At 71.4% G+C, this 13717-nt stretch carries 13 protein-coding genes; 11 read left to right on the forward strand and 2 right to left on the reverse strand.

The annotated features are described in order from the left end of the window. Nucleotides 1-110 precede the first annotated feature (110 nt). The 6 genes from ADK57_RS08820 (at nucleotide 111) to ADK57_RS50415 (ending at nucleotide 6717) form a co-directional block, all read left to right on the forward strand. Nucleotides 111-2438, forward strand: coding sequence for a thioester reductase domain-containing protein (locus tag ADK57_RS08820; protein ID WP_234390049.1), 2328 nt, complete (start codon nucleotides 111-113; stop codon nucleotides 2436-2438). Continuing rightward, on the forward strand, nucleotides 2435-3571 hold the full coding sequence (locus ADK57_RS08825) for an alpha/beta hydrolase (protein WP_053748810.1): 1137 nt from the start codon (nucleotides 2435-2437) through the stop codon (nucleotides 3569-3571). The genes ADK57_RS08820 and ADK57_RS08825 overlap by 4 nt, the downstream gene beginning before the upstream one ends. A 67-nt stretch (nucleotides 3572-3638) precedes the next feature. After that, entirely contained in the window at nucleotides 3639-4418 is a 780-nt protein-coding gene (locus ADK57_RS08830) for an alpha/beta fold hydrolase (protein ID WP_053748811.1), read from the forward strand. A 161-nt stretch (nucleotides 4419-4579) separates the two neighbouring features. Continuing rightward, the gene (locus ADK57_RS08835) at nucleotides 4580-4849 is read left to right on the forward strand and encodes an Atu4866 domain-containing protein (RefSeq protein ID WP_053748812.1); all 270 of its coding nucleotides are present in this window, start codon (nucleotides 4580-4582) and stop codon (nucleotides 4847-4849) included. Nucleotides 4850-5084: 235 nt separating this feature from the next. Next, nucleotides 5085-6287, forward strand: coding sequence for a serine hydrolase domain-containing protein (locus ADK57_RS08840; RefSeq protein WP_053748813.1), 1203 nt, complete (start codon nucleotides 5085-5087; stop codon nucleotides 6285-6287). A gap of 283 nt (nucleotides 6288-6570) precedes the next feature. Next, nucleotides 6571-6717 carry a hypothetical protein gene (locus ADK57_RS50415; protein ID WP_199830513.1) on the forward strand — a complete coding sequence of 49 codons (147 nt, stop codon included), beginning with the start codon at nucleotides 6571-6573 and terminating at the stop codon, nucleotides 6715-6717. Nucleotides 6718-6738: 21 nt separating this feature from the next. On the opposite strand, the gene ADK57_RS08845 is transcribed toward ADK57_RS50415, so the two are convergent. Continuing rightward, on the reverse strand, nucleotides 6739-7233 hold the full coding sequence (locus ADK57_RS08845) for a lamin tail domain-containing protein (RefSeq protein ID WP_053748814.1): 495 nt from the start codon (nucleotides 7231-7233) through the stop codon (nucleotides 6739-6741). 133 nt (nucleotides 7234-7366) lie between these two features. Here ADK57_RS08845 and ADK57_RS08850 point away from each other — a divergent pair, with 133 nt between their 5' ends. Next, a complete protein-coding gene (locus ADK57_RS08850; protein ID WP_063785938.1) occupies nucleotides 7367-8230 on the forward strand; it encodes an NAD(P)-dependent oxidoreductase in 864 nt (287 codons plus the stop codon). 31 nt (nucleotides 8231-8261) lie between these two features. Here the strand turns inward: ADK57_RS08850 and ADK57_RS08855 are convergent, their stop codons facing one another. Further along, the gene (locus ADK57_RS08855) at nucleotides 8262-8732 is read right to left on the reverse strand and encodes a hypothetical protein (RefSeq protein WP_053748816.1); all 471 of its coding nucleotides are present in this window, start codon (nucleotides 8730-8732) and stop codon (nucleotides 8262-8264) included. A 270-nt stretch (nucleotides 8733-9002) separates the two neighbouring features. Between ADK57_RS08855 and ADK57_RS08860 the strand changes: the two genes are divergently transcribed. From ADK57_RS08860 to ADK57_RS08875, 4 genes are all read left to right on the forward strand, one after another. Next, nucleotides 9003-9608, forward strand: coding sequence for a LysE family translocator (locus tag ADK57_RS08860; protein WP_053748817.1), 606 nt, complete (start codon nucleotides 9003-9005; stop codon nucleotides 9606-9608). A 2-nt stretch (nucleotides 9609-9610) separates the two neighbouring features. Next, nucleotides 9611-10342 carry a B3/4 domain-containing protein gene (locus tag ADK57_RS08865; protein WP_053748818.1) on the forward strand — a complete coding sequence of 244 codons (732 nt, stop codon included), beginning with the start codon at nucleotides 9611-9613 and terminating at the stop codon, nucleotides 10340-10342. A gap of 13 nt (nucleotides 10343-10355) precedes the next feature. Then, nucleotides 10356-11969 carry a PLP-dependent aminotransferase family protein gene (locus ADK57_RS08870; protein ID WP_053748819.1) on the forward strand — a complete coding sequence of 538 codons (1614 nt, stop codon included), beginning with the start codon at nucleotides 10356-10358 and terminating at the stop codon, nucleotides 11967-11969. Between the two features lie 289 nt (nucleotides 11970-12258). After that, nucleotides 12259-13710: a glyceraldehyde-3-phosphate dehydrogenase gene (locus tag ADK57_RS08875; RefSeq protein ID WP_053748820.1), complete on the forward strand. Its 1452-nt coding sequence runs from the start codon at nucleotides 12259-12261 to the stop codon at nucleotides 13708-13710. The last annotated feature ends 7 nt before the right edge of the window (nucleotides 13711-13717 follow it).

The raw sequence follows: 13717 nt of genomic DNA on the forward strand, positions 1-13717 counted from the left end.
GGGTGTCTGAGGCGGTGCGGACCGACTCGGGGTCGGGCGGTGAGCTGCCTGCTGGGGTGTCTGATGCGGTAGGGACCGACTCGGGGTCGGGCGGTGAGCCGCCTGCTGGGGTGTCTGAGGCGGTATCGACCGACCCGCAGTCCGCTGCCGGACCGCCCGCCGCCGTCACGGCCCTCGAGCCCGAGACCGCCGCCCCGCGCCCCGCCGACCCGCCCTCGGACGTCGACGCCCTGGCCGCCCACATCGCCACCGCCGCCGGCCGGCACCTGCCCGGTGGACACCTCTCTGCCGACGCCGACTTCTTCGACGCCGGCGGCAGCTCCGTGAACGCCGTGGAACTCGTCGCGGAGTTGGAGGACCAGCTGGGCCTGGAGATCGACCTGGACGAGGTGTTCGCGGACGCCCGCCCGCGCAGCCTCGCCCAGCGCTGGCTCAGGGCGGCCCCCGCAGCGGGCCTCCGCATACCCACGACGCCAGAGCCCCTCCGTACACCCCCGGCAGCGCCCGCACCACCCACCACCGTCACCACGATCGGTACGGCACCGGTCCCGGCCTGCGCACCCGTCGAAGTAATGCCCCCCGCCGCCCACGCCCCCCACCCCACCGCCCGCCGCGAGGACCTCGACCAGATCCTTGCCGACCTCGCCCTCGCCGACCGCCTGCCCTTCACCGGTTCCCCCGAGCCGCTGCCGCCCCGCCGCATCCTCCTGACCGGCGCGACCGGCTTCCTCGGCAGCCACATGCTGCTCGATCTGCTGCGCCACAGCGACGCACACGTCTACTGCCTGGTCCGCGCGGCCGACGAGGACGCGGCAGTCACCCGGCTCGGCGAGGCGCTCAGGAGCTACCACCTGCCCTGGTCCTCGGAGGTGCGCCGCCGGATCACCGTGCTGCCAGGCGACATCCGCCGCCCGCACCTGGGCCTGTCCGACGACCTCTGGAACACCCTCGCCCACGAACTGGACAGCGTCGTGGGCGTTGCCGCCGCCGTAGACTTCCTGCGCGGCTACCAGTCACTGCGGCAGAGCAACGTCCTCGGCACCCTGACCCTGGCCGAACTCGCCACGACCGGCCGCCCCAAGCCGCTGCACCACATCTCCTCCATCGCCGTCTTCAACGAGGTCGGCATCACCGCAATGGGGGAGGACGACCCGCTCGCCCACGTCGACCGTCTGATCGCGGGCTACGACCAGACGAAGTGGGCCGCCGAGGTCGCCCTGCGCCGCGCCCGCGACCACGGTCTGGTCGTCACCGCCCTGCGCCCCGGCGGCATCGGCGGCCACACGAAGACCGGCGCCTACAACCCGCAGGACCTCAGCAGCGGCCTGTTCTCGGCCTTCGCCCGCTTCCGGACCGTACCGGCCTTCCGCCACCTGAACGCCGCCCCGGTGGACTGGGTGAGCCGCGCCGCGGTCGCGGCCGTCTGCGAACCCGACGCCTGGGGCTACGACTACAACCTGACCGGTGTCCCCAACACCCTCGACGACGTCGTGAGAGACATGGCCCTCGGCGGTATGCACGTACGCGTCCAGGACTGGGAGGAATGGCGCACGGACACCCTCGCCCACCTCCAGGCCGACCCCGTGCCCGAACTGACCTTCCTGACAAGGGTGTTGCAGAGCCCCACCGCTCTCAAACTGTGCGAGGCGACCCTCACGGGCCCGGCCGCCACCATGGACCGCACCGCCGACCTCGTCGAGGCACTCGGGCTCGCACCCGCCGCCCGCTACGACGCACGGGCCCAGCTGAAGACGTTCGAACGGCTCGCCGGCGACGGCCTGGCCCGGCTGCCGCACAAGGACGACCAGCCCTACCTGTGGTTCAAGGAGACGGCCGAGGGCGCCGTACGCCCCATCGGCACGTCGGCGCCCGCCACCCCCTGCTCGACGGCGCTCACCCTCTCCATCGCGAGCATGCACCAACTGGTCACCGAGCGCCGGGTGGACGTGCGAGGCGAGATCCGCTGCACCGCCATGCACCCCGAACCGCTCGTCGTGGAACGCGGCGACATCTGGATCCGCCCCGAGGAGGGCATCCCGCACCAGCACGGCATGCGCCACCAACTCCTGTGCTACCGGATGCGGTTGCGGGACACCGACGGCGTCCGCTGGTGGCTGGAGGGCCGCAAGTACGCCCGCGCCCGCCGCGACGTGTGGCGCCAGACCCGAGCCCTGAGCGTCGAGATCGGCCGGGAGGGCGAGGCGGCCCACCTGGCGGGCGAGATCGTCGTCCCCGCCGACAGCTACGTACGCGACCAGATCGACGGCATCAAGGTCGACCCGCGCCTGACCGGCCAGGAGAAGCGGGCCGCCAAGCTGACCTGGCTGGCCTGGTTCGGCCTGGAGATGGGCCGCGGCCTGCTCGGTCCCTTCGCCCGGGCCGCCGCCGACCTGCTCGACCTGCGCCGCACCCAGACCCCCACGGAGCACAACCGATGATGTTCAAGGCGACCAGCCCCAGGACCAGGCCCGCGCTCCGCAAGGTCCGCACCACCACGGCCCTGCGCCCGCTCCGCCACCGCCTCGAACCGGCGAGGGTCGAGGAGATCCCCTTCCGCGCGGCCGACGGCGTCCGCCTCGGCCTGACCCGCGTCGACAGCGGCGAGGCCGGCCGTCCCGCCGTGCTGCTCCTGCACGGCCACACCGCCTCCGCGGACATGTTCCTGCTGCCGGAGACGCGAAACCTCGTCGACGTCCTCCTCGACGACGGCTACGAGCCGTGGCTGCTGGACTGGCGCGGCAGCTGCCGGCTGCCGTACAACGAGACCGGCCAGAAGTACACCTACGACGACGTCGCCCTGTACGACATCCCCGAAGCGGTCGCCCACATCCGCGCCCGCATCGGCGACCGGCCCCTGTTCGTCGTCGCCCACTGCATCGGCTCGCTCACCCTCTCGCTGAGCATGACGGCCGGCCTGGTTCCGGGCCTGGCCGGTGTCGTGTCCCAGGGCGTGTTCCTCACGCCGAAGCTCGCCGGCCGCACCTCCCTGCGGATGAGCCTGGCGGGAGAGCTGCTGAAGTCCCGCATCGACCACATACCCGTCGACATCCGCAAGGTCGGCCTGTGGTCGAAGTACACCCCCCTGTTCGCGCTGGCCTCCCGCAAGGCGAGCTGCCCCGACCCGACCTGCCAGATCCTGCACAACTCGGCCTGGGGCACGGGCGCCTCGCTCTTCGTCCACGAACACCTCACCGCGACCACCCACGACCGCCTCGCCGAACTCCTCGGCCCCGCACCCCTGTGGATCCTGCCGCACCTGCGCCGCATCGAGCTGGCCCGCACGGTGGTCCGCTGGCACGACACCGACCTGCGCTACCGGTCCCTGCCCCAGAACGCCCTGGACGCGGCCGCCCGCATCGACACGCCCGTCCTGCTGCTGTCCGGCAGCGAGAACGGCCTGTGGCAGGACTCCCAGAAGCTCTGCCACGACGTCCTCGCCCACCGGCAGCCCCAACTGGACGTCACCTACACCGAGATCCCCGGCTACGGCCACCTCGACACGTTCCTCGGCCGGGGCGCCGCCCTCGACGTGTTCGGTCACATCCTGGATTTCCTCGGGCGGCGACGGTGACGGCGGCCCCCACGCCCATTACCGTACTCGGCAGTAACTCCATCGACACCGCAGGAGGCCAGGCCCCATGCCACAGCTCGCCCTCGACGCCGCCACACTGACGTACGACGACGAGGGCCCCCGTGACGGTGAGGCCACCCCGTTGGTGTTCATCCACGGCTGGACGGCCAACCGTCACCGCTGGGACCACCAGATGGCCCACTTCGCCCCGGGGCGCCGGGTGATCCGCCTCGACCTGCGCGGCCACGGCGAGAGCACCGGATCGGGCGCCCGCACCATCGACGACCTGGCCGGTGACGTCCTGGCCCTGCTCGACCACCTCAAGGTCGACCGGTTCATCCCCGTCGGCCACTCGATGGGCGGCATGATCGCCCAGACCCTCGCCCTCGCCCACCCCGACCGGGTCGAACGCATGGTGCTGGTGAACTCCATCAGCAAGATGGCCTACAGCAGAGGGAGAGGCCTGCTGATGGCGGCCTCCACCCTGGTCCCGTTCAAGCTCTTCGTCGCCGCCAACATCCAGCGCGCCTTCGCCCCCGGCTACCCGCGCGAGGAGATCCGCTCCTACATCGGCGCCTCGGCGGCCACCCCGCGCGAGGTGGTGATGACGCTCTACTCGGCGATGCGCGCCTTCGACGTCCTCGACCGCGTCGGCGAGATCGGCACCCCCACCCTGCTGGTGCACGGCTACTACGACGTCCAGCTGCCCGTCGCCCAGATGCTGCGCATGGCGAAGGCCTACCCGGACGCGGTCATCCGCATCCTGGACGCCGGGCACGAACTCCCGGTGGAGAAGCCCGCGGAACTCACCTCGGCACTCGACCGGTTCGTGGCCGACCGGGGCTGAGCGGCACGGCCGGCAAGCCACTGCATCCGCCACCGGCCCGCGGGGGTCCACCGCACGACGACAGGGAGTGCCACACCCAGGAGGATCACGTCCTGGTGACACCCACCGACACCGCCCAGACTCGATCCCGTACGACGAGACCGAGCGCTGAGAGGTTTGCCATGACCGCGGATTCGACGGAAACCGAGCCCATCGACGTCACCGGCATGTGGGTCACCGCCGATGGACACATCCGTCAGGAACTACGCGCGGACGGCCGCTACGACGAGGCCCGCGGCCGGCGCGCCCATGCGTACACCGGCCGGTACGCCGTCACGGGCAGCCACATCGACTACGTCGACGACACCGGCTTCACCGCCACGGGCGACGTCCGCGACGGCGTGCTCCACCACGAACACCTCGTGCTGTACCGCGAACGCCCCGGCGGCTGACCGCCGGCCCGTCCACGTCCGGGTTCCGCGACGGGTACCACCGGACCACAACGGGGGATCACATGAACATCATTCACCGCGCGCACGGGCGCGCGGGCGACACCGGACCCGAGGGAAGCCCCCGGGGGCCGCCCGGCCGCCGTTCCCTTGGGCCGTATGCAGCAGCACGAGGAGCAGGCGGTCTCCGCTCCCGGACAGGCTGGATCCGCACCAAAGCTCACCCTCAGGAGCCGCCATGTCTCTGCGCCCCGCGCTGCCGCGCCGCGCCACCGTCCGCCGCTCACGTCTGCGGGCGGTGTCCGTCATCGCCGTCTGTCTCGCCGGACTGGTTCCGGCCGCAGTCAGCACCGCCGCCGACGCCACCCCGCGTCCGCCGGACGACCGCACGCTGCAACATCAGCTCGACCAGTTCGTACGTACCCCGGGCGGCCCGCCCGGCATCATCGCAGTCCTCCGCCGCGGCCACGGGAAGCACATCCTCCGGGCCGGCGTCGCCGACCTCGCCACGGGCCGCCCGCCCCGCCCGCACGATCACATGCGCATCGCGAGCACGGCCAAGGCCTTCAGCGGGGCGGTGGCGCTCACCCTGGTCGACCGCCGCGCCCTGCGCCTGGACGACACCCTCCGCAAACGCCTGCCCCGGCTCCCCGGCGCCTGGGGCTCCGTGACGCTGCGGCAGCTCCTGAACCACACCAGCGGCCTGCCGGACTACACGGAGGACCCTGCCTTCCTCGAGGAGCTGCGCGCCGACCCGCGGCACCGCTTCGACTCCCGCCGCCTCCTCGACTACGTGGCGGACGAGCCTCTGCGGTTCCGGCCGGGCACCCGGTACCACTACTCCAACTCCGACAACATCGCCGTGGCCCTGATGGCGGAAGCCGTCACCGGTACGCCGTACGAACGACTGCTGCGCGAGCTGGTCTACGAGCCGCTGGGCCTGCGCGACACCAGCCTTCCGCAGGGCTACCGGTTCCCCGAGCCCTACCTGCACGGGTACGACGTGACGCCGCCCGGGCCCCCGGAGGACGTCAGCGAGATCCTCAGCGCCTCCGGCGTATGGGCGTCCGGAGGCATCGTGTCCACGCCCGCGGACATGACCCGCTTCATCCGCGGCTACGCCGGCGGCGCGCTCTACGGCAAGGGCGTCGTACGGGAGCAGCGGCGCTGGATCGCCGGCGCGTCCGAACCCGCGGGACCGGGACGGAACACCGCGGGCCTCGGAATCTTCCGCTACGCGACGCGCTGCGGTGTCGTGCTCGGGCACACCGGCAACTTCCCCGGCTACACACAGCTGATCGCCGCCACCCCGGACGGCAGCCGCTCGCTGACGTTCTCCGTCACCACCCAGATCAACCGCACCATGGCCCCCGACCGTTTGCGCCAAATGCGCGCCATCCAGGAGAACTTCGTCTGTGCGCTGCTGCGCCGTGACCACTGAGGCCGCACAAACTCCGGGACTCCCTCGATCTTCACGCCGTCCCTGAGGTACAGGTTGTCGACCCGGGCGATGTCACTTGGGGTCGGGTCGGGGGAGAACGGGCTCACGGTCCGCTCGCCGTGCTCGGGCAGCGCGCTGCCCGGGGCTCCGGGCCCCGGCCTGCCGGAACAGGCCGGTTCCCGGTCCTGCCAGGACCGGGAACCGAGCCGTAGCCTGAACCGTCCGGCACCGGGTAGGCGCAGCGACGAGGGAGCGAAACCCGCCGACCGGAGGAGAGACGACCATGCCGAGCGTCATCCAGCGCATCAAGCAGTACGCCAGGAGTCCTCAGGGGCGCCGCACCGTGGAGCAGGCGCGACGCGCCGCATCCGACCCGCGCCGCCGCGCCCAGGCGAAGCGGCTGCTGAGCAAGTGGCGCACCCGCCGGTGACCGGATGGCCGTGACGGTTCGTCAGCCGTGGAAGCTGATGTAACCGTTGCGGTCGGGGTCGGAGCCGCTCTTGGTGTACGAGTGCACGTCCGCCCGGCTTCCGGTCGGCTTGTACAGGTAGATCGTGTCCTTGTCGTTGTTCCAGATGAAGTTGCAGTTCTGGCGGTAGACGACGTTGTTCGCGTCCGAGTCGGTGCCCTTGCCGCCGCGCAGCTTCACATAGTCGCCGGGCTGCAGATAGTGGTTGGCGGTGAAGTCGAAGCGGTTGCCGGTGGCGTCCTTGACGACGTAACCCTTGAGGTTGACGGTCTTCGAGGCCGAGTAGTTCTTGATCGTCAGGTACTCGTTCTTGGTGTTGCCGGTGGAGCAGCTGTTGGAGTCCGAGCCGGGCGCGTCGTACTGAACACCCTTGAGCTTCAAGGCAGATGTGTACTCGGCGGCCTGTGCCGGCGTGGCCGACATGGCGGCTATCGACCCCGCGGCAGCGGTCATGGCGAGGACATGGCGTATACGCATGAGGAATCCCCCTGTGGTGCGAATGGAGCGCCAGGAGCTTATCCCGTCGATGAACGTGACGTGATGGGAATGTGGGGGAAATGTGAAGCACGCGGTGTCGAGGCGGCCCTGCCGTCGGCGATAGGGTCCCGGCATGGTTCATACCGACGTGGGGATCGTGCACCCGGGTGCGATGGGTGCGCAGGTGGCCGCACAGGCGAGGGCCGCGGGCAGCAGGGTCTGGTGGCTGCCGCAGGAGCGGTCCGCCGCAACCCGGGCGCGGGCTGCCGAGTTGGGGCTGCGGCCTGCCGCGAGCATGGCGGAGCTGAGCGCCGAGTGCACCCTGCTCCTCAGTGTGTGCCCTCCGGCCGCCGCCCTCGACGTCGCCCGCCAGGCGGCGACAGCCGGTTTCGACGGCGTCTACGTCGATGCCAACGCGGTCAGCCCCCAGCGCATGGCGCAGATCGCCGAGGCGCTGCAGGGCACCGGGGCGACACTGGTCGACGGAGGCATCACCGGACCGCCACCCCGTGCGTCGGGAACCACGCGGCTGTACCTGTCGGGTGACGACACGGCCGTGTCAGGGGTCCGGACCTTGTTCGACGACACCCTGTTGACCCCGCTCGTCCTGCCCGGCCCGGTCGGCCGGGCCTCGGCGCTCAAGCTGGCCTTCGCCGCCTACAACAAGATCTCGTACGCGCTCGCCGCCGAGGCCTGCGCCCTGGCCGAGGGGCACGGCGTCCTGGACGACCTCCTCGACGTCGCCGCGCACCTGCTGCCGGACACCCCACTGGCCCGTCCGGAACAACTGGCGAGCGCGGGCGCCAGAGCCTGGCGCTGGGAGCCGGAGATGAGGGAGATCGCCGAGGCGTGGCGGGGGAGCGGCCTGCCGGGCTCCTTCGCCGACGCCGCGGCGGACACCTTCGAGCGGTGGCACGCCCACAAGGACGACCCCACCGTGACCAGCGCCCAGTTGCTCGCCGACCTCATCGGGCGAGGCCCGGACGAGGTCGGGTGAAGCCCGGCGGATCGTCCGGTCGGGGCACCGTTCAGTTCCACAGCGAGTACGTCACCGTGCGCGCCATCCGCTCCGGCCTGTCGCCGGTGAAGGTGAGCGTCATCCGGGAGTAGTGCTGCTGCTGCGGATCCTTCTTCCAGGCCTTCGGCTTGTCGAGCCGGACGACGACGCGATACGAGTGGAAGGTCCCCGCCGCACAGTACGGATCGCAGTCGTTCACCGAGTTGACGCCCTTCGCCTTCGCCGACGCGGCGTCCCAGCGCACCCACCGGAGCGAGGTCAGGCGACTGTTGCCGTCACCGCAGGCCAGGATGAAGTCGGCCGGACGCACCTGCGGATGCGACAAGCAGTCGACGAGCACGGTGGCCCTGACCGGCCGCGCCACGTCCTGCGCCGTCGACGACGGCGCCGCCGCGGGAGAGGCGGAGGCCGGGCCCATGGCCGCCACGAACGCCACCGCGGCACAGAGCGCCGCCGCCTTGGTCACCGCGAGTCTGTGCATGTCCGCTCCCGGCCGTCCGCACCCGTACCTGTCTCGACGCTACGACCGTGGCCGGCGATGCACCACTCGAACGGCGCAACGTCGGCTCTCGCGGGCCACCAGGCGATCGTCCTGCCCGGCGCGGCTCAGCGTGGCCCGCAGCCGTGATCTTGCGTTCATGGTGTTCACCCGAACCGCTTATGGACCACTGGACCCCGCATGCTTTGGATCTGTCGGCCGGGCCATGACCGCGACAGGGTGAGACGACAACGAACCCTGCGGAGGCCCTCCTTGAGCATCGCGTTCCTACTGACCAGCCTCGTCGTGGTGGTCACCCCCGGCACCGGCGTGGTCTACACCCTCGCCGCCGGACTGTCCCACGGCCGCCGCGCGAGCCTCATCGCCGCATTCGGCTGCACCCTCGGCACCGTGCCGCACCTGATCGCGACGATCACCGGCCTCGCCGCACTGCTGCACACCAGCGCCGTCGCCTACGAGACGGTGAAGTATCTTGGCGTCGGATATCTCCTGTACATGGCGTGGGCGACGCTGCGCGACAAGGACGCGCTGACGGTCGAGACGGCATCCGAGCCACGACCGGCGTCCCGCGTGATCGTCTCCGCGGTGCTGCTCAACCTGCTCAACCCCAAGCTCACGATGTTCTTCGTCGCGTTCCTTCCGCAGTTCGTCCCCGCCGGAGAGTCCGGCTCCCTCGGCGCGATGCTCCGGCTCGGCACCGTCTTCATGGCCCTCACCTTCGTCGTCTTCGCCGCCTACGGCCTGTGCGCCGCGGCCGTACGCCACCATGTGCTGGCCCGGCCCCAGGTGATGACCGGCATCCGCCGGGTGTTCGCCGTCTGCTTCGTGGGCCTGAGTGCACGACTGGCGGTGGCGTGAGCATGCGCTTCCGGCACGCGGACACCCTCTGGTCCGACTATCCCGAACTCGCCGCCGGCGCCCTCTACGCCACCGGCATCGACACCACCGCCGACGTCGCCCCACGCGTCGCCGAGTACACCTCCCGCGCCACGACCCGGCTGGGCGGCGCCTCCGAGAGCACGTTCCCCGAAGTGCTGGCCTGGCGGCGGGCCTTCTCCCGGATGGGGCTCAAGCCGACGCAGTACCGGTGCGCCTCGGAATCGCTGCTGCGGCGGCTGCGCAAGGAGGGCGAACTGCCCCGCATCCACCCGGTGGTCGACCTGTGCAACGCACTCTCGGTCGCCTACGGCGTACCGGTCGCGGTCCTCGACGTCGACCGCATCTGCGGCCCCCTGCTCGAGGTGCGCCACGCCGTCGGCGACGAGCACTACACGACCTTCGGCGGCGGCACCGAGCACCCCGCACCCGGCGAGGTGACCTTCGCCGACTCCGCCGGCCGGGCACACGCCCGCCGTTGGACCAACCGCCAGAGCGGCCACTCCGCGGTCGGCGAGCACACCACCCGCATCCTCGTGGTCACGGAAGCCATGCACGAGGGCGGTGCGGAGGCCGTACCGGAGCTGCTGAAGACCGCCGCCGAGGAACTGGCCGCGCACTGGCCGACCACCACGGCGTCGGCCGTCCTCACCCGCTCCGCGCCGGAGTTCGTCTTCAGCGACCAGATTCCGGCCGAGGTGCGCAGGGGCGCATGACACCATGAGCCCGATGAACGAGGGGGACCGGACAGCGCACGGACGGAGCGCCGCCGAGCCCGCGCCGGCGGCCGGCGGCGCTCCTGCTCGGGGTTCCGGCCCGGCCGGGCCGGAGGACGGCGGCTCCCCGGCGTACGGGTCCGACTTCCTCCAGCTCGACGCCGATGACGCCTCCGGTTCCGGAAAGGCCGACTGGCTGGCCCGGCGGCTGCGCCAGGCCATAGCCGACGGCCGCCTCGCGGTGGGCAGCAGGCTGCCGCCCACCCGGGTCCTCGCCGGCGAGTTGCGTGTCTCCCGCGGAGTGGTCACCGAGGCATACCGACGGCTCACCGAGGACGGCCATGTCGAGGGACGCCGGCGCGGCGGGACGGTGGTGGTCGCGGCCCCCGCCGTGCCACCGCCCGCGTCCCCCACCGGCCGCGCCGGTGCGGTCGACGACGCCGTCACGGGCACGCTCTTCGTGGGCGAACCCGGCCCCGAGGTCTTCGACGCCCTGCGTGCCGTCCGCGCCCGCGTCGACTTCACCCCCGGCCAGCCCGACCTCGCCGCGTTCCCCCGTACCGCCTGGCTGCGCGCGGAACGGGCCGTGCTCACCGACCTGTCCGCCGAGCACCTCGGCTACGGCGACCCCCGCGGCGCCCCGCAGCTGCGCCACGCCGTCGCCCGGTGGCTGGCGCGCAGCCGGGGCATCCGCGTGGAACCGGACGAGGTGCTGATCGTCGCCGGCACCGCACAGGCGCTCACCCTGCTGCACCCCGTGCTGCGGGCGGCAGGCATCGACAGCGTCGCGGTGGAGGACCCGGGCTCGCTCGGCACCCGCCAGCACCTTTTGAACGGAGCCCTGGCCACCCCGCCGGTACCGGTCGACGACGACGGTGTCCGCGTGGACGCACTGCGCGCCACCGGCGCCCGCGCGGCGCTGCTCACCCCCGCCCACCAGTTCCCCACCGGCGTGGTCATGAGCGGCGAACGCCGCCGCGAACTCCTGCGCTGGGCCGAGGACGGCGGCCTGATCGTGGAGGACGACTACGACGCGGAACACCGCTACGACCGGCCGCCGGTACCGGCACTGCGTGCCCTGCTCGCCGACCACGTGTGCTACGCGGGCAGCGTCTCCAAACTCCTCGCACCCGCCCTGCGGATCGGCTGGCTGGTGCCACCGCCCCGCTATCGCGACGCGCTGACCGAAGCGAAACGCTTCACGGACCTGGGCAACGCCGTCCTGCCGCAGCTGGTGCTCGCCCGCCTCATGGACTCCGGCGACCTGGAACGCCACCTGCGCCTGCTGCGCGGCCGCCACCGACGCCGCCGCGACGCGATGATCGACGCCATCGCCCGTCATCTGCCGGGCGCGACCGTGCACGGCGCCGCGGCCGGCCTTCACCTGACCGTCACGTACGAGCCGCAGGTACCCGACACCGAACTGGCCGCCGCCGCGCTCGCCCGGGGCGTGAAGTGCCAGCCCCTGTCCTGGCACCGCCAGCTCCCCGGCCGCCCCGGCCTCGTCCTCGGCTACGCGGCCGCGCCGCCCGGTGCCACCGCCGAAGGGGTGGCGGCACTGGGCGAGGCACTGCGCACCCTGAGCCGAACCACACCGCGCACCCCGCGCCGGCCTTCGCGAGTGTGACGCAGCGATCTCTCGCGGCTTGCGTTACACGGCGTGATCCCGGGCGTGTATGGGGGCGTTTTGACGGTCCCCGCGAGGGGTGATGGACCGCGATCAGCACCCCCGCCACATCGCCCGCCCCGCCCCCACCGCCCCGGTGCCTGCCCGCTGATCGGCCACGCCCACCGGCTCGCCCGCGACCCGCCGCCACCGACAACGATGACCATGACGTACCACCGGAACCCCGCCACGGTGACCGAAACAGAGAGGTATTAGCATATGAGCGCCACCTAGCTCGAAAGAGAAAACTGTGACTGTCAACGAGGACTCGTTCACCAACTGGAAGAACCGCGAGGAGATCGCGGAGTCGATGATCCCGATCATCGGGAGGCTGCACCGGGAGCAGGACGTCACCGTGCTGCTGCACAGCCGTTCCCTGGTGAACAAGTCAGTGGTCAGCATTCTCAAGACCCACCGGTTCGCCCGGCAGATCGCCGGGGAGGAACTGTCGGTCACCGAGACTTGGCCGTTCCTCCAGGCCCTCACCACGCTCGACCTCGGCCCGTCCCAGATCGACATCGGCATGCTGGCCGCGACGTACCGGACCGACGACCGCGGCCTGTCGGTGGAGGCCTTCACGGCCGAGGCCGTCGCCGGTGCCACGGGCGCCAACAAGATCGAGCGCCGTGAGGGGCGCGACGTCGTCCTGTACGGCTTCGGCCGCATCGGCCGCCTCGTCGCCCGCCTGCTGATCGAGAAGTCCGGCTCCGGCAACGGCCTCAGGCTGCGCGCCATCGTCGTCCGCGGCGGTGGCCGGGCCGCCGAGGATCTCGTCAAGCGTGCCTCGCTGCTGCGCCGTGACTCCATCCACGGCCAGTTCCAGGGCACGATCACCGTCGACGAGGCGAACAGCGCGATCATCGCCAACGGCAACGAGATCAAGGTGATCTACGCCAACGACCCGTCGGAGGTCGACTACACGGCGTACGGCATCAAGGACGCCATCCTCATCGACAACACCGGCAAGTGGCGCGACCGCGAGGGTCTGTCGCAGCACCTGCGCCCCGGCGTCGACAAGGTCGTCCTGACCGCGCCGGGCAAGGGCGACGTCCCCAACATCGTGCACGGCGTCAACCACGACACCATCAAGCCGGACGAGCAGGTCATCTCCTGCGCCTCCTGCACCACCAACGCGATCGTTCCGCCGCTGAAGGCGATGGCGGACGAGTACGGAGTCCTGCGCGGCCACGTGGAGACCGTCCACTCGTTCACCAACGACCAGAACCTGCTGGACAACTACCACAAGGCCGACCGCCGAGGCCGCTCGGCGCCGCTCAACATGGTCATCACCGAGACCGGTGCCGCCTCCGCCGTCGCCAAGGCACTGCCCGACCTCAAGGCGCCGATCACCGGCAGCTCGATCCGCGTCCCCGTGCCGGACGTCTCGATCGCGATCCTCAACCTCCAGCTCGCTCGCGCAACGACCCGCGAAGAGGTACTCGACCACCTCCGCGACGTGTCCCTGACCTCGCCGCTCAAGCGCCAGATCGACTTCACCACCGCCCCCGACGCGGTCTCCAGCGACTTCATCGGCTCGCGCCACGCGTCGATCGTCGACGCCGGCGCCACCAAGGTCGAGGGCGACAACGCGATCCTCTACCTCTGGTACGACAACGAGTTCGGCTACTCCTGCCAGGTCATCCGAGTCGTCCAGTACGTCTCCGGAGTGGAGTACCCCACCTACCCGGCCCCGCAGGTCTGATCCCGGA

Origin of the sequence: Streptomyces sp. MMG1533 (assembly GCF_001279775.1) — a bacterium.
GTDB lineage: Bacteria > Actinomycetota > Actinomycetes > Streptomycetales > Streptomycetaceae > Streptomyces.